Origin of the sequence: Burkholderia sp. Bp9090 (assembly GCF_003857985.1) — a bacterium.
GTDB lineage: Bacteria > Pseudomonadota > Gammaproteobacteria > Burkholderiales > Burkholderiaceae > Burkholderia.
Genome location: NZ_QTPV01000070.1, coordinates 1 through 22,441, shown reverse-complemented (window position 1 = coordinate 22,441; position 22,441 = coordinate 1). Strand labels below are relative to the sequence as shown.

General features: G+C 70.1%; 18 protein-coding genes and 1 pseudogene. 9 read left to right on the top strand and 10 right to left on the bottom strand.

Going from position 1 to position 22,441, the window contains the following annotated elements; translation table 11 throughout:
• From DIE16_RS35045 to DIE16_RS35030, 4 genes and pseudogenes are all read right to left on the bottom strand, one after another.
• Positions 1-228 (bottom strand): annotated as a pseudogene (locus DIE16_RS35045) (TonB-dependent siderophore receptor); the annotation flags it as partial.
• 617 nt (positions 229-845) lie between these two features.
• Positions 846-1,049 carry a DUF2970 domain-containing protein gene (locus DIE16_RS35040; RefSeq protein ID WP_124894331.1) on the bottom strand — a complete coding sequence of 68 codons (204 nt, stop codon included), beginning with the start codon at positions 1,047-1,049 and terminating at the stop codon, positions 846-848.
• A gap of 123 nt (positions 1,050-1,172) precedes the next feature.
• Positions 1,173-3,221: a pyridoxamine 5'-phosphate oxidase family protein gene (locus tag DIE16_RS35035; RefSeq protein WP_124894330.1), complete on the bottom strand. Its 2,049-nt coding sequence runs from the start codon at positions 3,219-3,221 to the stop codon at positions 1,173-1,175.
• Positions 3,222-3,253: 32 nt separating this feature from the next.
• Complete coding sequence (locus DIE16_RS35030; RefSeq protein ID WP_124894329.1) at positions 3,254-3,898, bottom strand: glutathione S-transferase family protein; 645 nt, start codon at positions 3,896-3,898, stop codon at positions 3,254-3,256.
• A gap of 126 nt (positions 3,899-4,024) precedes the next feature.
• Here DIE16_RS35030 and DIE16_RS35025 point away from each other — a divergent pair, with 126 nt between their 5' ends.
• Positions 4,025-4,978 (top strand): LysR family transcriptional regulator, encoded by a 954-nt coding sequence (locus tag DIE16_RS35025; RefSeq protein WP_124489836.1) that lies wholly within the window; start codon positions 4,025-4,027, stop codon positions 4,976-4,978.
• Positions 4,979-5,151: 173 nt separating this feature from the next.
• Here the strand turns inward: DIE16_RS35025 and DIE16_RS35020 are convergent, their stop codons facing one another.
• Entirely contained in the window at positions 5,152-5,808 is a 657-nt protein-coding gene (locus DIE16_RS35020) for a TetR/AcrR family transcriptional regulator (RefSeq protein WP_124489837.1), read from the bottom strand.
• Between the two features lie 88 nt (positions 5,809-5,896).
• Here DIE16_RS35020 and DIE16_RS35015 point away from each other — a divergent pair, with 88 nt between their 5' ends.
• The 3 genes from DIE16_RS35015 to DIE16_RS35005 are packed head-to-tail and all read left to right on the top strand — an operon-like array spanning position 5,897 to position 9,355.
• A complete protein-coding gene (locus tag DIE16_RS35015) occupies positions 5,897-6,799 on the top strand; it encodes an SDR family oxidoreductase (protein WP_124894328.1) in 903 nt (300 codons plus the stop codon).
• Positions 6,796-8,361 (top strand): NAD(P)/FAD-dependent oxidoreductase, encoded by a 1,566-nt coding sequence (locus DIE16_RS35010; RefSeq protein WP_124894327.1) that lies wholly within the window; start codon positions 6,796-6,798, stop codon positions 8,359-8,361. The genes DIE16_RS35015 and DIE16_RS35010 overlap by 4 nt, the downstream gene beginning before the upstream one ends.
• Before the next feature lie 7 nt (positions 8,362-8,368).
• Entirely contained in the window at positions 8,369-9,355 is a 987-nt protein-coding gene (locus DIE16_RS35005) for an alpha/beta fold hydrolase (protein ID WP_124894326.1), read from the top strand.
• Positions 9,356-9,390: 35 nt separating this feature from the next.
• Here DIE16_RS35005 and DIE16_RS35000 read toward each other — a convergent pair whose 3' ends face one another.
• Positions 9,391-9,789 carry a carboxymuconolactone decarboxylase family protein gene (locus DIE16_RS35000; protein ID WP_044848113.1) on the bottom strand — a complete coding sequence of 133 codons (399 nt, stop codon included), beginning with the start codon at positions 9,787-9,789 and terminating at the stop codon, positions 9,391-9,393.
• A gap of 369 nt (positions 9,790-10,158) precedes the next feature.
• Between DIE16_RS35000 and DIE16_RS37605 the strand changes: the two genes are divergently transcribed.
• The 4 genes from DIE16_RS37605 (at position 10,159) to DIE16_RS34980 (ending at position 15,484) form a co-directional block, all read left to right on the top strand.
• The gene (locus tag DIE16_RS37605) at positions 10,159-12,189 is read left to right on the top strand and encodes a collagen-like triple helix repeat-containing protein (protein ID WP_124894325.1); all 2,031 of its coding nucleotides are present in this window, start codon (positions 10,159-10,161) and stop codon (positions 12,187-12,189) included.
• A gap of 120 nt (positions 12,190-12,309) precedes the next feature.
• The gene (locus DIE16_RS34990) at positions 12,310-13,593 is read left to right on the top strand and encodes an isoprenylcysteine carboxylmethyltransferase family protein (protein ID WP_124894324.1); all 1,284 of its coding nucleotides are present in this window, start codon (positions 12,310-12,312) and stop codon (positions 13,591-13,593) included.
• Between the two features lie 586 nt (positions 13,594-14,179).
• A complete protein-coding gene (locus DIE16_RS34985) occupies positions 14,180-14,857 on the top strand; it encodes a histone acetyltransferase (protein ID WP_185735548.1) in 678 nt (225 codons plus the stop codon).
• 54 nt (positions 14,858-14,911) lie between these two features.
• Positions 14,912-15,484 carry an NADPH-dependent FMN reductase gene (locus DIE16_RS34980; protein WP_124894322.1) on the top strand — a complete coding sequence of 191 codons (573 nt, stop codon included), beginning with the start codon at positions 14,912-14,914 and terminating at the stop codon, positions 15,482-15,484.
• Between the two features lie 30 nt (positions 15,485-15,514).
• Here DIE16_RS34980 and DIE16_RS34975 read toward each other — a convergent pair whose 3' ends face one another.
• Genes DIE16_RS34975 through DIE16_RS34960 form a run of 4 tightly spaced genes read right to left on the bottom strand, consistent with a single transcriptional unit; the run spans position 15,515 to position 20,602 of the window.
• Positions 15,515-16,150, bottom strand: coding sequence for a DUF2894 domain-containing protein (locus DIE16_RS34975; RefSeq protein WP_124520351.1), 636 nt, complete (start codon positions 16,148-16,150; stop codon positions 15,515-15,517).
• Positions 16,147-16,791 (bottom strand): OmpA family protein, encoded by a 645-nt coding sequence (locus DIE16_RS34970; RefSeq protein ID WP_124894321.1) that lies wholly within the window; start codon positions 16,789-16,791, stop codon positions 16,147-16,149. Before DIE16_RS34970 ends, DIE16_RS34975 begins: the two co-directional genes overlap by 4 nt.
• Positions 16,792-16,794: 3 nt before the next feature.
• A complete protein-coding gene (locus DIE16_RS34965; protein WP_124894320.1) occupies positions 16,795-19,842 on the bottom strand; it encodes a DUF802 domain-containing protein in 3,048 nt (1,015 codons plus the stop codon).
• Positions 19,843-19,852: 10 nt separating this feature from the next.
• Positions 19,853-20,602 carry a DUF3348 domain-containing protein gene (locus DIE16_RS34960; RefSeq protein WP_044845329.1) on the bottom strand — a complete coding sequence of 250 codons (750 nt, stop codon included), beginning with the start codon at positions 20,600-20,602 and terminating at the stop codon, positions 19,853-19,855.
• 505 nt (positions 20,603-21,107) lie between these two features.
• On the opposite strand from DIE16_RS34960, the gene DIE16_RS34955 reads away from it, so the two are divergent.
• Positions 21,108-22,319, top strand: a complete 1,212-nt coding sequence (locus DIE16_RS34955; protein WP_124894319.1) for a hypothetical protein — start codon at positions 21,108-21,110, stop codon at positions 22,317-22,319.
• Positions 22,320-22,441: the final 122 nt, after the last annotated feature.

The window sequence follows — 22,441 nt, the reverse complement described above, 5'->3', positions numbered from 1 at the left end:
GAGCCCCGCGACCGACGCCGTGCGTGCGCGCAGCGTGTTGCCGCGCTCGCCGCTCACCGTGATCGCCGGCAGCGTCGTGCTGCCGGCCGCACCGGCGTCGGGCGCCGGCGCGTCGCCCTGTGCCGCGGCGGCCTGCGCCGCGAAAAGCGTGATACCGAGACCGACGCCAAGCCCGGCCTTCGCGCGCCGCCGCCGTGCGGGCGACGCTGTTGTTCTATTCACCGTCATTGTTCTGGATGGAAAACTCGCCACTCGACCCTGTCGAAACCTTCGAAACGCTTTGCGCCGCTGCGAAGCGCGACCTCATGCAAGCACCCGCGACGGTCCTGCGGACGCCGGGCACGAACGTCGACACGACATTCATCAGACGAATCTGACGATCGGGCAGCATGCGTGCCGATCGATCGGGAAAGCGCAGGATGGGACATCGGATGACGGTGACGCGCGGGGCACCGACGCAGCCGTCGATCCTGGATCGCGAGCATGTCGGGCGGCCGGCTGCGTCGCGCGGTCTTGTCATGCGGGGTTCGCTTCGAACGCCCCGGTTGCGGGCGCCGGGCAGTTGCGTACGCCGTTCGTCGGAACGGCGGCATGCCCGTCGCGCGCGACATCGCGGCGTGGCGCGCATTTTACCCCGGGCGGGGCTGAAGGCCGTGGAATCGGGTGGAACGGGAGACGGGAACGGCGGGATGGGGGAAATACGCTTCGAATGGTGCGACAGCGGCGGCGATGCGATCGCGATGCGCATCGCGCGCGGCGACCTCGACAACCGGTGCAGTCACGCGCCGGTCGAACGAGCGAAAACCGGAGCGGGAATGACGGCCCGCTGCCGGTTCACCCAACGTTCAGAACCCCTGCATCGTCGCGGTCGGATCGACAACCAGATGCACGACGCCGTAGATGACCGCGCCGACCAGCAGCGCGAGCACAATCGCCACGAACGGCAGCAACGTATAGTTGACGCTCGCGAGATCGGCCGCGTGCGCCTTGCTGTTGCGTACGCCGAAGAAACTCCACAGGACCAGCTTGATCATGCCGAGCAGTTTCATGGTTGTGCTCCTTTCATCGAATCGGTTGACGCTATCGTCGATCCGGCCGGCATTCGAAAAAAGAAGCAGTTGCGCGTGCTTTTCGCGCAGCAGGCCGTCTGCGGCGGCGTGTCGCAGGGGCCATCAGCGGTCAAGCACGAGCGCCTCCATGGTGCCCGTCGCGGGCCGCGCGACGCACAGCAGCGCACAGCCCGGTTCGACCGGCGCGTCGGGCGCTTGCACGTAATCGACCGCACCGGACAGCACGCGCGTCGCGCATGTGCCGCACGACCCCGACCGGCATTCGGACGGCACCGCCACGCCCCGGCCTTCGGCGAATTCGAGCAGCGTGCCGTCGGCGGGCGTCCATGCGGCGTCGCGTGCCGAGCGGCGGAACACGACCGGCACGCTTGCCGCCGGCGGCGCCCCGGCCGCGCGGGTCGCGCTGCGCACGACGCTCGACGGCCCGAACGCCTCGAAGCGGATACGCTCGTCCGGCACGTTCAGCGCGCGCAATCCGTCGTACATATCTCGCATGAACGCGGTGGGTCCGCACAGGTAGAAATCGTAGTCGTCGAACGGCAGGATGCGCTTCAGTTGCGCGATGTCGACACGGCCCGGTCGCGCCGCGCCGTCGCGCTGCGGCCGGCTGTCGAACCAGTGCAGCGATACGCGCGGGTCCGCGTCCGCGATGCGCGTCAGTTCCGCTGAAAACGGCCGGTCGGCCGTATCGCGCGCGCCGTGCACGAACACCACGCGGCGCGACGGTGCGTCGTCGGCCAGCGCGCGGCGCAGCATCGCGATCATCGGCGTGATGCCGATGCCGGCCGACACCAGCACCGCCGGACGCGGGCTCGCGACGTCGAACGTGAAGCGGCCGCGCGGCATCTGCGCATCGAGCGTCATGCCGGCACGCGCGTGGTCGTGCAGCCAGGCCGACACGCGTCCTTCGCGCTTCACGGTGATCCGGTAATGCGATGCGCCGGGTGCATCGGACAGCGTGTAGCTGCGAATCGTCGGCGAAGCTTCGTCCGGCAGCGCGACGCGCAGCGTCAGATGCTGCCCGGCTTCGTAGGCCGGCAACGCGTCGCCGTCCGCCGCTTCGAAATGAAACGAGCGGATCGCGCGCGCTTCGTCGACGATCTTCGCGATGCGCAGCGGGCGCCAGCTGGAGGGGGACGAGGACGCAGATGCAGGTGCGGATACCGCCGGCACACCAGCCCCCACCTTCCCCGCAAACTGCGGCGCCCGCTCGAGCGCCGACCACCGAAACGGCAGCACACCCCGCGTGCGCCGCACTTCGCGCACGTGAAACCGCACGACCCGCTGCGCGCCGTCGAACGACGCGACGAGCGGCCCGTCCCACACGATCTCCGCGTGCGCAGCGACATACAGCAGGTCGCCGCTGTCGAAATCGACGAACAGCAGCCCCGCGCGCGGATCGTGCTGCAGGTTGCCGAGCGTATTGAAGAAGCGGTTGCCGCTGAAATCCGGCGTCGTCAGCGTGTGCGCGTCGTCGACGCGCACGAAGCCGGGCATACCGCCGCGATGCGACACATCCGCGCCGCGCGCAGCACCCGCATCCGCCGACGTATTCGCACTCGCGACGAAGAACGTATCGGCCTGCGCGAGCAGCGCGCGATCCGCGTCGCTCAGCCGGTCCGACACGTCGGCCGCGATGGACACATCGCCTTCGCGCGGCACGAACGTCGGCGTGCGGCCCTGAATGTACTTCGCACAGTTGCCGAAGCTCTGCTCGACCGCGATCGTCAGCGCGTCGCCGTCGACCGCGCGCACGATGCCGTTCACGCGATTGCGCCGGCGCGTGTCGAACTCGATCCCGAGCCCGCCGAGCGGCACGCCGGGCTGCCATGCTCCGGCCAGCGGATCGCCGGGCAGCGCGTCGCCGTCGATACGCAGCGTGCGCGCGTCCGGCGTCGTCACGAAACCGGGCATCCCGACCCGGAGCGTCGCCCACGGCTGGCCGTCCGGATCGACGCCGCCGAGCACGAAGAACGGCAACTGCGCGAAGAACGTGCGGTGCTGGTCCGGCATGAAGCGCCGGATGCCGCGCCGGCCGGCCGCGTCAGCGGCCTGTGTCACGCCCGCGCGCTGCTGCACGGCCAGCTCGCCCGCATGAAACGGCGCAACATCCAGTTCCCAGCCCGGTACGGCGGCAGTCGGCGCGGTCATCGTGTTCTCCCGGTGAGATCGCGGCTTCGCCGTCAGGCGGCGAGCAGGCCGGCGCGGGTCGGCGGCATCGCGACGAAGCCCGGCAGCGCCTCGACGCGCGCGAGCCACGCGCGCACCTGCGGATACGGTTCGAGCGACACGCCGCCTTCCGGCGCGTGCGCGATGTACGTGTAGGCAGCGATGTCGGCGATCGTCGGTTGCGCGCCCGCGGCGAACGGCTTGCCGGCGAGTTCCTGGTCGATCACGGCGAGCACCTTCGCGGCCGTGCGCTTGGCCGCGTCATGATCGAGCGGCGCGCCGAACACGGTGACGAGCCGCGCGGCGGCCGGCCCCGTGGCGATCGGCCCGGCCGCGTACGACAGCCAGCGCTGCACGGTCGCCGCGCCGGCGGCATCGTCGGGCAGCCAGTGCGCGTCGCCGTAGCGCTTCGCGAGATACACGAGGATCGCGTTCGAATCGGCGAGCACGGTGCCGTCGTCGTCGATCACCGGCACCTGACCGAGCGGATTGAGCGCGAGGAACGCAGGTTCGCGCTGCGCGCCGGCCGCGAGGTCGACGTCGACGGTCTCGAACGGCAGCCCGAGCAGCGACAGGAACAGCCGGACGCGATGCGCGTGCCCGGACAGCGGGAACGAATAGACACGAACCGGACGGGCGTGCTTGCTGGCGGCTGGCATGGGAAAGCTCCTGGATCTCGCGCCACCGGGAATCGGCGACGAACAGCCCCAGCGTAGCGCTCGCCGTTCGCGGCCAGAAGACGGATAATCGCTGAAACATTATCCGCTTCCATAGGACAATCGACGATGGCCGATCTGCGCGACGTGAACCTGAACCGGCTGGCGATCTTCGTCGCGGTGGTCGACGCCGGCTCGCTGACGGCCGCGGCCGAGCGGCTCGGCCTCGCGAAGACGGTCGTCAGCACGCACATGCAGCGCCTCGAATCCGAAGTCGGCGCGAACCTGCTGGTGCGCACCACGCGACGGCTGAGCGTGACCGATGCGGGGCGCGCGTTCTACGACGCGTGCCGCGACATCGTGCGCGCGACCGAAAGCGCGCTCGACGCGGTGTCGTCCGACGCCGGGCCGCTGCGCGGCACGCTGCGCGTGAGCGTGCCGATCGACTACGGCGCGCTGGTCGTCGCGCCGGCAATCGTCGCGCTGCGCGACGCGCATCCGCGGCTCGACGTCGAACTGATCGCGAACGACCGCATCGCCGATCTCGTCGCGGACAATCTCGACGTCGCGATCCGCATCGGCCGCCTCGCGGATTCGAACTATCGCGCGGTGCAGCTCGGCGAGTACGAGAAATGGCTGGTCGCGAGCCCCGCGTTCGTCGCGCGGCACGGGCTGCCGCGCGACCCGGACGCGCTCGCCGCGCTGCCGTTCGTGATGCTGTCGACGCTGTCGCGCCCGCATACGGTCGAACTCGACCACGCGCGCGGCGGCCATGCGTCGGTGCGTTGCGTCGCGCCGGTCGTGTCGAACACCGCGACGGCCTGCCGCGCGATCGCGCTCGCGGGCGGAGGCTTCGGGCTCCTGACGGATTTCTCGATCGCGGAGGACGTCGCGGCCGGCCGGCTCGTGCGGCTGCTGCCCGCGTGGCGCTCGGCGCGGGCCGGGATCCATGCGGTGTATCCGTCGACGCGGTTGCCGTCGCCGAAGGTGCGCGCGTTCATCGACGCGATGAAGGCAAGGATCGCGGCAACGGCCGCCGCGCCGCGTGTGCGCGCGACACGGGCGCGACGCGCCGACGATTGAACAGGCAACCGTCTGTCACATGAACTTCACGTAGCGCCGCCTTTTGGCGGCCGCTTCGCGTTTCGAGTCTCTTCGGGTCCGTACACAACGCGAATTCGTATTCCTGCGCGAATGCCTTGAAGCTACGCACGGCGTTCGCGCGACGGCGCACGACAGACACGCGCTCGCGCCGCCTACCCCGCTTCCCGCAACGTCCCCAGCAGCACCTTCCTGCAACTCGCGACCATCTGCGCCTCCGGGTCGCGATACCCGGTGAGCAGCCACGCCGCGCCGACGTTCGTCATCGCGCCGACCAGCGCGAGCCCGATGAGCCGCTGCTCGGTGCGCTCGGCGGGTGTCGCGGCCTCGCGGGCCGCGCCGATCGCCATGATCAGCTTGCCGAAGTCGAGCAGCATCCGCTGGTACGTCATGTCGGTATCGGCGCTCACGCCCATCACCTCGAGCAGCAGCACGCGCGCCGCGCATGGATCGCGCAGGAAGCCGAAGAACGCGGCGAGCCCCGCGTCGACGCTTTCGCGCAGATCGCCGCCGCGCTCGGCCACCGCGCGTGCGACCGCGTCGTGCAGCTGCTGCGCGTGATGCAGGTAGGTGCAGCGCAGCAGATCCTCGGTGCTGTCGAACGCCGCATAGAAATAACGGTCGTTGAGCTTCGCTTCCTGGCAGATCGACCGCACGGTCGCCTTGCGGAAGCCGACCGTGCCGAACACGCGCGTCGCCGCGCGGATCAATGCATCGCGCCGCTCGGCGGCCCGCACCTCGGGCGCCACGCCGCCGTACGCCCGGCCCCGTTTTTCCGTTTCGAGTGCTTTCTCCATTTCGCTATTTGACATCAGGACACCCGAAAACTAAAGTGGTGACGAATAACACCACAATAGGCGCGCCGCCGATGCAGCGCAAGCGGAACGGGAGGAACGACGCATGAAGGGGTTTTCCGGCAAGGTCGCCGCGATCACGGGTGCCGGTTCGGGCATGGGCCGCAGCCTCGCGGTCGAGCTCGCGCGGCGCGGCTGCGAGGTCGCGCTCGCCGACGTCAACGATGTCGGGCTCGCCGGCACCGCGGCCGCGTGCGCGAAGCACGGCGTGCGCACGAGCACGCGGCGGCTCGACGTCGCCGACCGCGATGCGGTGTTCGCGTGGGCCGATTTCGTGCGCGCCGAACACGGCAAGGTCAACCTGGTCTTCAACAACGCGGGCGTGTCGCTGGCCGCGAGCGCCGAGACTGCGCGCATCGCCGATCTCGAATGGATCGTCGGCATCAACTTCTGGGGTGTCGTGCATGGCACGCAGGCGTTCCTGCCGCACCTGCGCGCGTCGGGCGACGGGCACGTGATCAACACGTCGAGCCTGTTCGGACTCGTCGCGATGCCGACGCAGAGCTCGTACAACGCGACCAAGTTCGCGGTGCGCGGCTTCACCGAGGCACTGCGGATGGAACTCGAACTCGACGGCGCGCCGGTCAGCGCGACCTGCGTGCATCCGGGCGGCGTCGCGACCAACATCGTCGACGCGAGCCGCGTCGATACCAGCATCCACGCGCTCACGGGCCAGGACGAAGCGACCCACCGCCGCCAGGCGAACCGCCTGATCAACGCGACGACGGCCGACGACGCCGCGCGGCAGATTCTCGCCGGCGTCGAGCGCAACGCGCGCCGCGTGCTGGTCGGCGCCGACGCGCGCCGCCTCGACAAGCTCGCGCGCCTGCTCGGCGCCGGCTACCAGCGGCTGGTGCTGCGCCACGTGCGCCGCGCCCGCGCACGCAATCTCGAGCGCGCGTCGGCGCCCGCCGCGCTCTCGCCCCACCCGACCAAGGATCCCGCATGACCTCGACGACGACGACCGACCGGCGCGACGCGCCGTGCGCCTCCGGCGACGCCCGTGACCTCGACGTGCTGATCGTCGGCGCCGGCCTGTCCGGCATCGGCGCCGCCTATCACCTGAAAAAGCGCTGCCCGCATGCGAGCGTCGCGATCGTCGAGGCGCGCGATGCGATCGGCGGCACCTGGGACCTGTTCCGCTATCCCGGCGTCCGTTCGGATTCCGACATGTTTACGCTCGGCTACAGCTTCCGCCCGTGGCACAGCGACAAGGCGATCTCGGACGGCCAGACGATCCTCGACTATATCCGCGACACCGCGCGCGCGTACGGCATCGACAAGACGATCCGCTACGGCCAGAAAGTGGTCGCGGCCGACTGGGATTCGAACCGCGCGCGCTGGACGGTGCGCATCGAGCGCACGCGGGACGGCGCGCTCGACACGCTGGTCTACACGTGCCGCTTCCTCTACATGTGCAGCGGCTATTACGACTACGACGGCGGCTACCTTCCCGACTGGGCCGGCATGGAATCGTTCGAAGGCCGGATCGTGCATCCGCAGCAATGGCCGAAGGACCTGTCGTACGCGAACCGGCGCGTCGTCGTGATCGGCAGCGGCGCGACGGCCGTCACGCTGGTGCCGTCGATGGCGGCCGATGCGAAGCACGTGACGATGCTGCAGCGCTCGCCGACCTACATCGTGTCGCTGCCCGCCCGCGACAGGATCGCGAACGCGTTGCGCCGCGTGCTGCCGTCGCGGCTCGCGCACCGGCTCGTGCGCATGAAGAACGTGCTGCTGACGATGTACCTGTACAACGTGTCGCGCCGCAAGCCCGAGCGGACGAAGCAGTTCATCATCCGCGCGGCCGGCAGGCAGCTCGGCCCCGATTTCGACGTCGCGAAGCACCTGACGCCGCGCTACATGCCGTGGGACCAGCGCGTGTGCCTCGTGCCGAACGGCGACCTGTTCAAGTCGATCCGCGCGGGCCGCGCATCGATCGTCACCGACGAGATCGAGCGCTTCACGCCGACCGGCCTGAAGCTGAAAAGCGGCCAGCAGCTCGTCGCGGACGTGATCGTCACCGCGACCGGGCTGAAGGTGAAGATGCTCGGCGGCGCGCGCGTCACGGTCGACGGCCGCGCGGTCGATTTGCCGCAGACCGTGTCCTATAAAGGAATGATGTACAGCGACGTGCCGAACCTCGCGTCGTCGTTCGGTTACACGAACGCGTCGTGGACGCTGAAGGCCGAGCTGATCGCGCGCTACGTGTGCCGGCTGCTCAACCACATGCGCGCGAACGGCTACGACACCTGCGTGCCGCGGCTCGGCGCCGGTGACCTCGGCGACGTGCCGGCGGTGAACCTGAGCTCGGGCTACATCCAGCGCGCGGCCGGCATCCTGCCGAAGCAGGGGCACCGCAAGCCGTGGAAGTTTCACCAGAACTACGTGCTCGATCTCGCGTCGCTGAAATTCAGCGGGCTCGCCGATTCGGCCATGCAATTCGAACGCCGCGCGAAAGCCGGCCCGGCCGCCGCGCCGGTCGCCGAACCCGTACTCGAAACCCGTTGAGGCCGACATGAGCCATACGCTTCACCTGATCCAGAACGTGCTGCTCGGCGTCGTCGCGATGCTCGCCGCGCTCGCGCTGTTTTCCGGCTACGTCGCGCGCCGCGTGACGCGCGCGTTTCCGCCCGAAGGCCGCTTCGTCGACATCGGCGGCGACCACATCCACTACGTCGAGTACGGCAGCGGCCCGCCGCTCGTGTTCGTGCACGGGCTCGCCGGGCAGTGGCGCAATTTCGCGTACCTGCCGCTCACGCGGCTCGCGCAGCACCATCGCGTGATCCTCGTCGACCGGCCCGGTGCCGGCCGCTCGCTGCGCGGCGCCGGCTCGCAGGCGAACGTGTTCGCGCAGGCCCGCACGATCGCCGCGTTCATCGACGCGCTGAAACTCGACCGGCCCGTGCTCGTCGGCCATTCGCTCGGCGGCGCGATCGCGCTCGCGGTCGGGCTCGACCATCCGGAGCGCGTGAGCCGGCTCGCGCTGATCGCGCCGCTGTCGCACGAGCAGACCGAGCCGCCGGCACCGTTCAAGCCGCTGATGCTGCCGTCGCCGCTGGTGCGCCGCTTCGTGTCGTGGACCTTCGCGATCCCGCTGACGATCCTGACCGGCCGCAAGGCCGTCGATCAGGTGTTCGCGCCGGAAGCCGTGCCACGCGACTTCCCGGTGAAGGGCGGCGGGCTGCTCGGGCTGCGGCCGCACGTGTTCTACGCGACGGCGACCGACCTGCTGTCGGCCCCCGTCGACCTGCCCGCGATGGTGCGCCGCTACGCGGACCTCGCGCTGCCGGTCGACGTGCTGTACGGCCGCGCCGATCCGATCCTGAACTGGCGCACGCACGGCGAAGCGCTCGCGCAGAAGTCGGCACGCGTGAGGTTGAAGGTCGTCGAAGGCGGGCACATGCTGCCGGTCACGATTCCCGACGCAACGGCGGACTGGCTGCTCGAAGTCGCCGCCGCGCCGGTCGAGGCGCCGGCGCAGGGCGCGCACGTCGAGCATTGAGCGTCGGCGGGCCTGCCGGCCGCGCCGCGCGCGGGTCAGGCTTCGTCGTCGGGCAGCGACAGCCCTAGCTCCGCGATGACCTCGCGCGCGCTGCGAAACGCCTCGACCGCCGCCGGCGCGCCCGCGTACAGCGCGCTGTGCAGCAGCACCTCGCGGATCTCGACGAGGCTCGCGCCGTTGTTGAGCGCGCCACGCACGTGGCCCTTCAGTTCCGTGCCGCGGCCGAGCGCCGCCAGCATCGCGCACGTACAGAGGCTGCGCGTCTTCAGGTCGATGCCGCCGCGCTGCCACGTGCTGCCCCACGCGTGCTCGTTCAGCCAGTTCTGCAGCGGACGCGAAAAACCGTCGAGGTCGCGCATCGCGCGCTCGACGAATGCCTCGCCCATGACTTCGGTGCGGCGCGCCTTGCCCTGTTCCCTGTCCTGTTCGCTCATGTCGTGTCCTGTCTGAAGTCTTGGCCGCTTCGGCATCGCCTGCGGCCGGGTGGGTTCGCGTCATGTTCGCGGCGCGCGGGTGTTTCGTCAAAGAACGTGCCCTCGGGGCGCGGCCGGCTGCGTCACACGCGGAACACCGGGCCGAACGCTACGTAACATCCAGCCCGGCGTTACGGCACCTTACGAGAACATCACAGCGCGCACACCGGCGCAACCGGCGCGCCCGTCACGCGAAACCCCCATTCCTCCGTTTAAATCGCGCCGATATTCCCGATTCCCGCAACAAAGCGCCGGCGCATTGCGTGGAAGATGTCATGGCGCGGAATTTGCAGTAATGGCCCGGACACAACTTCCAATGTCGAGGCCACCATGCACCATTACTTAAAGAAGACGACGGTATCGCTGGCCGTCCTGTCGCTGCTCTCGCTGTACGGCTGCGGCTCGGTCGACGGGCCGGTCACGCCGTCGATCAAGCCGAGCACGTCGGGGACGTCCGGGACTTCGGGGACATCCGGAACGTCCGGCGGCGGCTCGTCGGGTACGTCCGGCGGCGGTAGTTCGGGGACGTCGGGGACTTCGGGCACCTCCGGTACTTCGGGCACCTCCGGTACTTCGGGCACCTCGGGCACTTCCGGCACGTCGGGCACTTCCGGTACGTCAGGCACTTCCGGCACGTCGGGCACTTCCGGCACGTCAGGCACTTCCGGTACGTCGGGCACTTCCGGCACGTCAGGCACCTCCGGTACGTCAGGCACCTCCGGCACGTCGGGCACTTCCGGCACGTCGGGCACCTCCGGCACGTCGGGCACTTCCGGCACGTCGGGTACTTCCGGCACGTCGGGTACTTCCGGCACGTCGGGCACCTCCGGTACGTCTGGCACCTCCGGTACGTCGGGCACCTCCGGTACGTCGGGCACCTCCGGTACGTCGGGCACCTCCGGTACGTCGGGCACCTCCGGTACGTCGGGCACTTCCGGCACGTCGGGTACTTCCGGCACGTCGGGCACCTCCGGTACTTCGGGCACTTCCGGTACTTCGGGCACGTCGGGCACCTCCGGCACCAGCGCCACCCCGCTCGGCAACGTCCTCCAGCAAACCGGCACGCTCGTCACGGCACTGGGCACGACGGTCGCGAACGGCGGGTCGCAGATCGGCGGCGTACAGGTCCCCGGCACGAACCCGACGACGGCCACCAGCATCGGCAATGCGGTCACCAGCCTCGGCAGCGGCGTGCAGTCGCTCGGCAACGGCGTCGCGGCCGGCCTTGGCTCGATCGGCGTGTCGCCGAACCCGCTCGGCCCGACGCTCACTTCGACCACCGGCCTGCTGACCGGCGCCGGCGGCGCCGTCAACAACCTCGGCAACGCGGTGACGAGCCTCGGCACCGGTCCGCTGGCGCCGCTCGCGCCGGCGACGACCCTGGTCGGCAGTCTCGTCAACACGGTCGGCACCGCGGTCAACTCCACCGCATCGGCGCTCAACACGGCGCTGAACAGCGCGCCGGTCCAGCAACTCGAGACGCAGCTCGGCAGCGTGATCAACCCGATCACCAACACGCTGACCGGCGGCGTCACGACGCCTGGCGCCACGCAGACGCTCGGCAACGCGACCCTGCTCGGCGCCCCGCTCAGCGGCCTGCTGAACACGCTCGGCAGCGGCCTCGGCCTCGCCGGTACGCAGGTCGGCAGCGCGACCGGCAACCCGGTCGGCACGAGCGCCGGCAACAGCGTGTCCCAGCTCGGCAACACGGTGTCGTCGACAGGCGGCCTGCTGTCCAGCGGCAGTTCCAGCAGCGGCACCAACCCGCTCGCCCCGATCACGGGCGTGCTCGGTTCGCTGACGGGCGCCCTCGGCGGCGGCAGCAGTTCGAGCGGCTCCGGCGGCACCAGCGGGACGAGCGGGACGAGCGGCACCAGCGGCGGCCCGCTCGCGCCGATCACGGGCCTGCTCGGCACGGTGACGGGCGCCCTCGGCGGCCTCGGTTCGAGCGGTACGGGCGGCACCAGCGGCACGAGCGGTACCAGCAGCTCGGGCGCCGGCAGCCTGCTGGCACCGGTCACCGGCCTCGTCAATTCGCTGACGCCGCTTGGCGCGAGCCTCACCGGCACGGTCACGACGCCGGGCGGCAACCTGACCGGCAACCTCGGCGGTGCGCTGACGAGCGGCCCGGTCGGCACGCTGACGGGCTCGCTGACGTCGGCGGCCGGCACGCTCGGCGCAATCGGCACGGCCAGCCCGGGCGGCGCGGCCGGCACGGTGACGACGCCGTCCGGCAGCGGCACCGTCACGGCCGGCCTGACCGGCAGTTCGAACGGCGGCACCGCGGCTGGCGCGACCAACCTGCTGGCACCGGTGACGAACCTGCTCGGCGGCCTGCTCGGCACCGCCCCGAAGAAGTAACGCGTCACGTATCAGAACCACAGGCCAATGGCCGGGCACATACCAATCCAAAGCCCGGCCGATGGCCGGCGCCACCCGCCAAGCGGGGGCGCCGGCCGTCATCCCGACGAGGATCCGATCATGAATTCCACGCTCGACGGCATCGCCGCGGTCCAGGACCGCCCGCCCCGTTCCGCCACGCCGTTCCGCGCCGGCCTGCTCGGCATCGCGGCCGGTCTCTTCGCGCTGTGGATCACGCGCGACCAGCCGAGCCTCGATGCGGCCACGCGCGCGGTCGTCGCCAGCCTCGCGATCATCGGCACGATCGCGCTGCACGAAATCTTCATCTCGTGCGTCTACCTGCGCCCGAGCGCGGGACTGTCGCGCCAGGCCGTGCGCCCGCTCGGGCTCGCCCGCGTCGCGACGCGGCTCGGCGCGCTGACGTCGATCTACGCCGGCATCGCCGCGATCTACTGGCTGCTGCCCGAATATCACGGCGCGTTCTACCTGCCGTTCTGGTCGCTGCTGCGCTCGCTCGCGCCGTACGTGATCGTCGCCGCGCCGTTCTACTTCGCGTGGATGGATCGACACCAGCGCGAGACCGACGACGCGTACCTGCTGTGGGGCCGCTACCTGTTCCGCCGCGAGCAGCCCGCGAGCTGGCAGCCCGTGCGCGAGATGCTCGCCGGCTGGGGCGTGAAGGCGTTCTTCCTGCCGCTGATGACGGTCTACCTGTCGAAGGACGCCGATCACCTGAGCGCATCGCTTGCGCACGCAGTGAACGCGCCGATGACGATCGCGACCTTCGTGTTCCTGTACGACCTGTCGTTCACGATGGACCTGATGTTCGGCACCGTCGGCTACCTGTGCACGTTCCGCATCCTCGACAGCCACGTGCGCACCGTCGAGCCGACCACGCTCGGCTGGGTCGCCGCGCTGATGTGCTACCAGCCATTCTGGTCGCTGATCTCGAACAACTACATCCGCTACGAAGGCTCGCTGTTCTGGGACAACTGGCTGCTGTCCGCGCCGACGCTGCGCGTGATCTGGGGCGCGGTGATCATCCTGCTGCTGATGACCTATGCGCTGTCGACGATCTCGTTCGGGCTGCGTTTCTCGAACCTCACGAACCGCGGGATCATCACGTCGGGCCCGTATCGTTTCACGAAGCATCCGGCGTACATCACGAAGAACCTGTCGTACTGGATGGTGTCGGTGCCGTTCGTCGAGCCGCTCGGCTGGCAGGTCGGGCTGATGCACTGCGCGGGGCTCGTCGCGGTCAATCTGATCTACTACACGCGGGCGAAGACGGAGGAACGTCATTTGATGCGTGATCCTGACTATCGCGCGTATGCGGAATGGATCGCGCAGTATGGGTTGTTCGCGCGGATCCGGCAGGCGTTCGGGGTGCGGAAGGCGGGGTGAGGTGGCAACACTAGGAGATCGCCGCAACAACCGGGTGAAGAAGGTCGTTGCGGCTCGGCGATCCGTGGACGGGCCCGCTCACATGGTCCGATCCTGGTGAAATCCGTTTGCCATGAAGCGGATGTGATTTCGAGACAAACGCCGGCACGCGACATCGACACGCCCGCCCCTTGCGACCGATTGTCGCGAAACACCCTCGATTCCCCGCGTTTCGTCGCTTTTCTCCCGCCGTCCGGTTGCCCGCCCCGTGCCCGTCGCGTATGGTGCTGACCGTCCGCGCGCCTGCCGCCCGGACCTTCGACCGTCGTCCCGCACGACGGCCGCGCGGGCCGTGCCCGCCATCACCGTCTCCGCGGCACCGCCGTTCGGCGCCGCGCGTTCATGAGGAGAGAGGCGTGATCCACAAAGTCCTGATCCTATTCGCACTCTGCATCGCGGGCCTCGCCGCGATCGCCGCCGGTTTCCAGCACATCCCCAGCTGATTCGCGGCCCCGGCTCGCACGTCGAGCCCGGGGGCCGCTGCCATTTCCTTTCCCGTTTGCGATGAACCCCTTTCTCGATGCGCCCGGGACGGGCGCCTTTTGCCATGCGTATTGACGTACAGCATTCCCAGCACGACATCGACGATGAACTCGACATGCTCCACGCGCGTCTGAACCAGCCGGGCCATCGCCTGCACGGCCTGCCGGCCGTCGCGCTCGGCGACTCGGGCCTGATCGTCCGCCACCGCGAGGCCGACGGTGAATATTTCCTTTACGTCGAGGATCCGTCGGCGCGGCAGCTCGCCGGCTACACGATCTTCAACCGGCTTCCCGAACTGCCGCGCCGCGCGGACCGCTACCTGCGCGCGCCGCATACGCGGCTGCGCGGGTCCGCGCAACGCAAGGGGCTTGCGACGACGCTGTATCGATGGGGACTCGACGCGGGTCTCTGCCTGATCAGCGGCGCGCGTCAGTCGGTCGGCGCGGCACAGCTGTGGACCGCGCTCGCGCACGACTACCGGCACGGCTTCGTCGACGTCGAAGGCCGCGCGCTGCGCTATCTCGGCGAAACCGTCGCGGACGACGTGTACGGTGCGCTGCATACGCGCCGCCTGTTGCTCGGCGACGGATGGACACTCGGTGACCTGGCACGGGCAACCGGGATGCGCGACACGGTTGCCACCCGGGGTCGGGACACGCGGTTGCCGCGGAACGGACGCGAATCGCATCACCTGCGCCGCGTCGCCGACGCGCGGCACGTCGCTCACGCGCCGATGCGATAATCCGGCGGATCCGCGCGCCGTCGCCGCGCAAGACCCCCACCCCTACGCTCCTTGATGGCTACCGAACCCCGAACCGATTCCGAGCGCCGCATCGACATCGTCGCGCTGTGCGGCAGCCTGCGTGCACAGTCGTACAACGCGGCGCTGCTGGACGCAGCCGCCCGCGTTGCGCCGCGCGGGATGCGCATCACGCGTTTCGATCGTCTCGGCGAGTTTCCGCTGTTCAACCCCGATATCGAAGATCCGTCGCCGGCCGCGGTGCGCGACCTGATCGAGCGGCTGAACGCCGCGGACGGCGTGCTGATCGCGAGCCCGGAATACGCGCACGGCGTGACGGGCGTGATGAAGAACGCGCTGGACTGGATCGTGGGATGCGAGGCCGTCGTGTACAAGCCGGTCGCGGTATTGAACGCGTCGCCGCGCGCGACGCATGCGGACGCGGTGCTGCGGGAAACGCTGTCGGTGATGTCGGCGTGCATCGTCGAGCGCGCGTCGATCACGCTGCCGATCCTCGGCAGCCGGCTCGACGCAGCGGGCATCGCAGCGCATCCGCCGTTCGCGTCGGCGCTGACCGACGCGTTGCACGCGCTGCGCGCGGCGATCGACGAGCAGGCGACCGATCGCTAGACAGCGATCGGCGCGACGCAATCGCGTGCGTTATCGCACCTTGGTGCGCGTGGTCTTCTTCGCCGGTTTCAGCGTCTTCGCGGCTTTCGCGCGCGGCGCCTCCTTCTCCGGCTGCGCGCCGCCGCCGGCCAGATCCTCGAGCCACGCCAGCGCATCGATGTACGACAGGAACTGCTGCAGGTATTCCGGCGACAGCTCGCGCATCGTCGCGAGCGACCGGTGCACGAGGCTGTTCGAATTGAGCGGTCCCGCGTTGCGCGGCACCTGGTCGAGCGACTGACGGTACTGCTGTTCGGTGCGGACCTTCGACCACATCGCGCGGAAGTAGTCGATCAGCGCGGGATCGATCCCGCGACGATCGGCCTCTGCATCGCGCGCGAGGCGCTCGACGAGACCGCCGATCGCACCACGCACAGGCGCCTGCGCGTTCGCTTGCGCCGCCGAGCTGGCGGCTGCCGCCTCACCGGCTCGCGCGACGATCTGCGCAAACCCTTCCAGCAGCATCGCGAGCCGCGCATCGAGCAACGCGCGCGCATCGCCGTCGAGCGCGGCCGCGCGCTTCTCGAGCGCGTCGAGCCGATGGAAGCGCACCGGATCGAGCCGGTCGGCGCCCTGCTCGCGCCACGCGTCGAGCGTCGCGCGCACGTGCGTCGCGTCGTCCGTCACTTCGTCTTCCCTCCGCTCGACGCGGTCTTGCGCGGTACCGGCGCGATCTCCACGCGGCGGTTCTTCGCGCGGCCTTCATCGTCCGCGTTCGAGCTGACCGGCTGCTCGGAGCCGAACGCGGCCGCGAACACCGACTTCGCCGGCACGCCGGCATCGATCAACGCACGCGTGACCGTCAGCGCGCGCTTGGCCGACAGTTCCCAGTTGTCCGCGAACTGGCGGTTGCCGGCGCGCACCTGCTGGTCGTCGGCGAAGCCGCTGATCATCAGGATCTCGTCGCGCGTCGTCAGGTAGGCGGCCAGCGGCGCAGCCAGCGTCTTCAACAGATCGCGGCCCTCGGGCTGCAACTGGTCGGAGTTCAGCGCGAACAGCACGTTGCCGCTGATGCCGATGCGGCCGTTTACGAGCGTCACGCGGCCGGCCGCGAGCGGCCCGGCCAGCGCCTCCTCGAGCGACTTGCGCTGCTGCGCTTCCTGCTGGCGCGCGCGCACGGCTTCCTCGAGCTTCGACGTGAGCTGCAACTGCATGCCGATCACGCCGACGAGGATCAGCACGAATGCGCCGAGCAGCACCGACATCAGGTCGGCGAACGCGGGCCATACCGGCGCGGAAGGCGCGCCGTCGTCGATTTCGTCGTGCATGCGTTACGCTCCGACCGATGCCCGCCGACCGGCGATCTGCTGCAGGTCCTCGACGATCTGCTTCTGCGACATCATGCTCAGGTCGATCACCTCGCGCGCCTGCGCGACGTAGTACTCGAGCTGCTCGTCGCTGCGCGCGAGCGATTTCTCGAGCGCGGCCTCGATGCGTTGCAGGTGGTTCAGCAGCTTGTCGTTCGACTCGCCGAACACCTGCACGGCCGCACCGAACGCATCGCCGAGGCTCGCGACCTCGACCGCACCGGCCGTGACCTGTGCGGCGACCGAATCGAGCTTGCGCGTTTCGGCATCGACGGTGTCGTTGAAGCGCGCGCCGACGCGCTCGAGCAGGTCGGCCGACGTGCTGACGAGTGCGTCGATCGCGGTGCGCTGTTCGGTCGACGCGTGATTGACCGCGCCGAGCAGCGTCTCGAGCGTCGCGAGCAGGCGGCTGCGCTCCTCGAGCATCGCGGTGTCGCGCACCATGCTGTCGGACAGGCGCTGGCGCAGTTCGGCGACGACGTCGGCCGCGGCCTTCGGCGCTTCCGATGCGGCCTGCACGAGGCGCGAGATCTCGTTGATCGTGTCGCTTGCATGCACCTGCGCCTGCGCGGTGATGTCGTTCGCGGTGCGGGTCAGCGTGTCGCAGATGTCCTGCTGGCGCGTCGCGGCCTGCGCGCTCGTCTGCGCCCATTCGTCGCGCAGCGCGGCGGCCATCGCGGCGAGCGAGTCGTTCCATGCGGACAGGCGTTCTTCGTCGCGCGCGGCCAGTTGCGTTTGCAGGCCGGCGTGCGAATCGCGGATCGTCGACAGCAGGTCGTTCGAGCGTTGTTCGAACGTAGACGCTTGTGCCGCGAGATCGCGCGTCGTTTGTGCGAGTGCGTCGCAGATTTCCTGCTGACGGCCCGCGCTGTGTACGCCCGCGCGCTGCCACTCTTCGCCGAGCTTTGCAGCCATCGCGGCCAGCGAATCGTTCCATGCCGACAGGCGTTCTTCGTCGCGTGCGGCCAGTTGCGTCTGCAGCCCCGTGTGCGATTCGCGAATCGTCGCCAGGAGGTCGTTCGAACGTTGCTCGAACGTCGCTGCTTGTGCGGTCAGATCGCGGGTGGTTTGTGCCAGGGCGTCGCAGATTTCCTGCTGACGGCCCGCACTGTGCACGCCCGCGCGCTGCCATTCGTCGCCGAGCTTCGTCGCCATCGCGGCGAGCGAGTCGTTCCATGCGGACAGGCGCTCCTCATCGCGCGCGGCCAGTTGCGTTTGCAGCCCCGTGTGCGAATCGCGAATCGTCGACAGCAGATCGTTCGAACGTTGTTCGAACGTAGACGCCTGTGCCGCGAGATCGCGCGTCGTTTGTGCGAGCGCATCGCAGATTTCCTGCTGACGGCCCGCGCTGTGCACGCCCGCGCGCTGCCATTCGTCGCCGAGCTTCGTCGCCATCGCGGCGAGCGAGTCGTTCCATGCGGACAGACGTTCCTCGTCGCGTGCCGCGAGTTGCGTCTGCAAGCCCGTATGCGACTCGCGGATCGTCGACAGCAGGTCGCTCGAACGTTGTTCGAACGTAGACGCCTGTGCCGCGAGATCGCGCGTCGTTTGCGCCAGCGCATCGCAGATTTCCTGCTGACGGCCCGCGCTGTGCGCGCCCGCGCGCTGCCATTCGTCGCCGAGCTTCGCAGCCATCGCCGTCAGCGACGCATTCCACGCCGTCAGGCGTTCCTCGTCGCGCGCGGCCAGTTGCGTCTGCAGCCCCGCATGCGACTCGCGCATCGCGGCGAGCGCCGCGCCGGAATGCCGCTCGAAGGTCGCGGCGGCTTCGCCGAGCGCCTGCGCATGCTGGCCGGCCAGCGTCGCGCCGACCTGCTCCTGGCGCGCGAGCGCATCGCGCCACGCGTCGGACAGCCGGCTTTCGGTCGATTCGAGGCGCGTCGCGACGCCGTCGAGCAGGTCCGTCGACCGCTGCGCGAAGGTGTCGGTGAACTGGCCGAGCGTCGTCTGCAATTGCTGCGCGACGGCGTCGCCCGCGCGGCGCTGCTCGTCGAGCGCGCGGTTCCAGACGGCCGTCACGTTCCCGGTGGTCTTCTCGAAACCGTCGGTCAGCCCGTCGAGCTGACGCTGCACGGCGCCCGTCACGGTGTCGCGCAACGCGGCCATCTCCTGCGCGAGCCCCGTCATCGTCGCCGCGACGACCGGCTGCAGCGCGGCACCGGCGACGCGCGCGCTCTCGGCGGCGCTTTCCTTCAGCGCATCGCCGACGTTCGACGCCAGGCCCGCATACGCGCGCTCGGTCCGATCGAAGAACGCCTGCTGGCTTTCGATCTGGCGATCGTGCAGCGCGACGCTGCGCGCCTCGAGCGTCGTCATCATCGTCTGCAGCCGGTCGACCAGGGCCGGCATCACGTCGGCCTGGCGCTGCAGCAGCCGGAAGGATTCGTCGCGCTGGTGTGCGGACGAATGCACGCGCAGCGTCGTCGCGATCTTCGCGTCGAGTTGCTGGCCCGCGTCGAGCCGTTCGCGGCGCACGAGCGCGGACAGGAGGCCGAGCATCGCCGACGTCGCGACGCCCGCGATCGACGTGCCGAACGCGAAGCCGAGGCCCTTCACCGGCGCGATCAGCGACGCGCGGATCGCGTCGAGGTCGGTCGCGCTTTCGAGCGCGGCGCCCGTGCCCTTCAGCGTGACGACCATCCCGAGCAGCGTGCCGAGCATGCCGAGCAGCACGAGCAGGCCGACGAGATACGGCGTCAGCGACGGGCCCGGCAGCGCGACGCGCGCGCCTTCGACGCGTGCCCGCACGGCGCCGCGCAGGCCCGCGGGCAGCGTGTCGAGCCATGTGTCGAGCTGCGCCGGCGGTTCGGTCAGCCCGGCCACCGCGCGCGACAACGTGGCGGTCGCCTGCCGGTAGCGCCGCAGCTCCCACGCACCGGCGACGTAGCACGCGCCGATCAGCAGCGTGACGGCCGTCGCGAGCGGGTTCGACGCGACATAGCCGACGCCGATCCAGCACACTGCGAGCAGGCCGGCGATGAAGACAACGAGATCAAGACGAATTCTGGACATAGCGTAGGGATTAGCAGGTACGAAGGGCCGCGAGCAGCCCGTCTACCGTTTGAAACCGGACTTCGAGTTCGGCGAGCAGGATGCTTTGCATCTCGTTGCGGAACGTGTCGAGCCACGTGCCGGGCACGATCGCCGCAGCGGGCGGTGCGTCGCCGTCGGGATCGGCAGCGGCCGCCGCTTGCGCGTCGGCCAGCGCCTGCCGTTCCGCGTCGCGCAGCCGCTCGAAGCGCGTGCCGAGCAGCGCGGGCACGGCGGACAGCAGGCTGCGCTCGCGCGCGCCGAGCACGCGCTCCATGATCGCGTCGAGCGCCGCGAGCCGCGCCATCCCGGACGCGCGCGCGGCCAGCGCGACCCGCAGGCGGCCGCGCAACTGGCCGATCGCCGTTTCCATTTCCTGCTGCAGGGACAGACAGCTCTGGCGGAAATCCGCGAAGTCCGCCGTGTCGGCGGGCGGCGGCGGCATTTCGCCGGGGCGCCGCCGCGTACGCGGACGGTGGGCGGCCGTGATCGCCTGCGCGAGGTCGTGACGCACGCGCGCGCAGTCGCGCTCGGCGTCGTAACCGCGCACGCCGGCCGCGACGCCGGGCGGGCTCGCATTCAGCGCGGACGACAGCGTGATCGCGTCGGTCCAGCCGAGCCACTGGCTCAGGCGGTCCGACAGCGTCTGCCGGGATTCCGCGACGTCGGCATCGGTCAGGCGCGCGAGCAGCCGGACGAGCGTCGGGCCGCTCAGTGCCGGGCGCGGGGGTGCTTGCACCATGCTGCAAACCGTCAAAAAAGGCAGCAGTTTACACGTCGTCGGGAGGTCGGCCGCCAGAATCGGGGAAGCGGCCCGGCACGGCACGCCGCGCAACCGGCGCGAACGCCCGCCGTACAAGGCTCGCGGGGCGGTCGTCGGGGTTTCCCGGTGCGCCGGCGCGGCGCTGGTGAGATGTCCGGACGCCTTTCGCAGCCGGCCCGGCGAGACGTTCGGCCGCCTGGTGGAACCGCCCCGGCGGGTGCTGGTCACGCCGGGCCACGCCGGGTCACTAATGTTCACCTGCGTGCGACTCCGTCACGGACGTGCGGTACCATCGCCACACCCGCCATGCGATCGCGCCCGATGCGGGCCCGCGCCTTCCTTGAACCGGCGCGCGGTCCGCCGGACGCGTGACGGATATCAGGCCGATATCCGCGGGCCGCAGGCGTCGCGCCCCCGGCAGACGGGTGCCGCCGCTCACGACAACGAGAGATCAATAACAGACGGGCCCGCCCGACCGCATACGATGATTTCCGACTTCGTCGCGCGCCTGCGCGAGCGCTTCAGCAAACCGCCCAGCCGGCAGGACTTCGCCGAACGCCTGATCGCCGCGCTGCGCGCGACCGGCGACACGCGCGAGTGGCTTCACGAGCACGACAAGGGCCGTCTCGTGCAAGCCGATGCCCCGTCGAACATCATCAACCTCCACAACCTGTTCCGCGATTACGCGGACGCGAAGCCCACCGAGCGCGAAGCGACGCTGCTGCGCCAGGCGAACGCGATGATGCAGCACGAGATTCCGGCGAACTTCGCGGACGTGCGCGCGCGGCTGCGCCCCGTGATCCGCAGCGCGACCGAGCGCGGCACGGTCGCGCTGCAGCTCGCCGGACAGCCCGAAGCGTCGGAGGTGGCGTTCCGGCCACTGTGCGAGAACCTCGAGATCGGCATCGCGTACGACGGCGAATTCAGCGTCGCGCGGCTGACGAGCGCGCGGCTCGCCGAATGGGGCGTCAGCTTCGACGCCGCCTGCGACATCGCGATCGACAACCTGCGCGGCGCGTCGTCGGCACCGTGGGTCGCGTTGCGCGACGGCGTGTTCCTGTCGCAGTTCGGCGACTACTACGACGCGTCGCGGTTGCTGCTGACCGACCTGCTGCATCGCCAGCCGATCTCCGGCGCGCCGGTGGTGATGGCGCCGAACCGGGCCGTGCTGCTGCTCACCGGCGACCGCAACACGTCCGGTCTCGCGACGATGGTCGAACTTGCCGAACACGCGCGCGCGCAGCCGCGTCCGCTGCCGCCGCTGATGCTGCGCTGGGACGGCGCCGCGTGGCGGAACTTCATCCCGGCAGGACTGGAGGCGAAGCTGCACGCGCTGCGCGTGGACGAACTCGCCGGCGACTACCAGGATCAGCGCACGCAGCTGGACGACCTGCACAAGCGGGACGGCACCGACATCTTCGTGGCGACCTACACCGTGTATCGACGGCAGAACGGCGAACTGTTCAGTGTCAGCGTGTGGACCGACGGCGTGCCGACGCTGCTGCCCGAGACGGACATCGTCGTGCTGTACCGGGAAGCGACGCGGCAGTCGGCGCACGTGCCGATGGCCGCGCTGCGGGACGCGTGCGGCGACCTGATGACGGCCACCGCGCACCGGCCGGTGCGGTATGAAGTGAAGGCGTTTCCGGACGAGGCGCGGTTCGCGGCGCTGCTGGAGCGGTTTCCGGCGGTGTGACGCGCGCTCGCGCGGGCGGATTGAGCGGATTGAGCGGATTGAGCGGATTGAGCGGATGAGCGGATGAGAGGTGGGGAGGGGGCGGAGGGGGAGCAGGGCTGGGCGGGGGGCCGCGGCGCCGG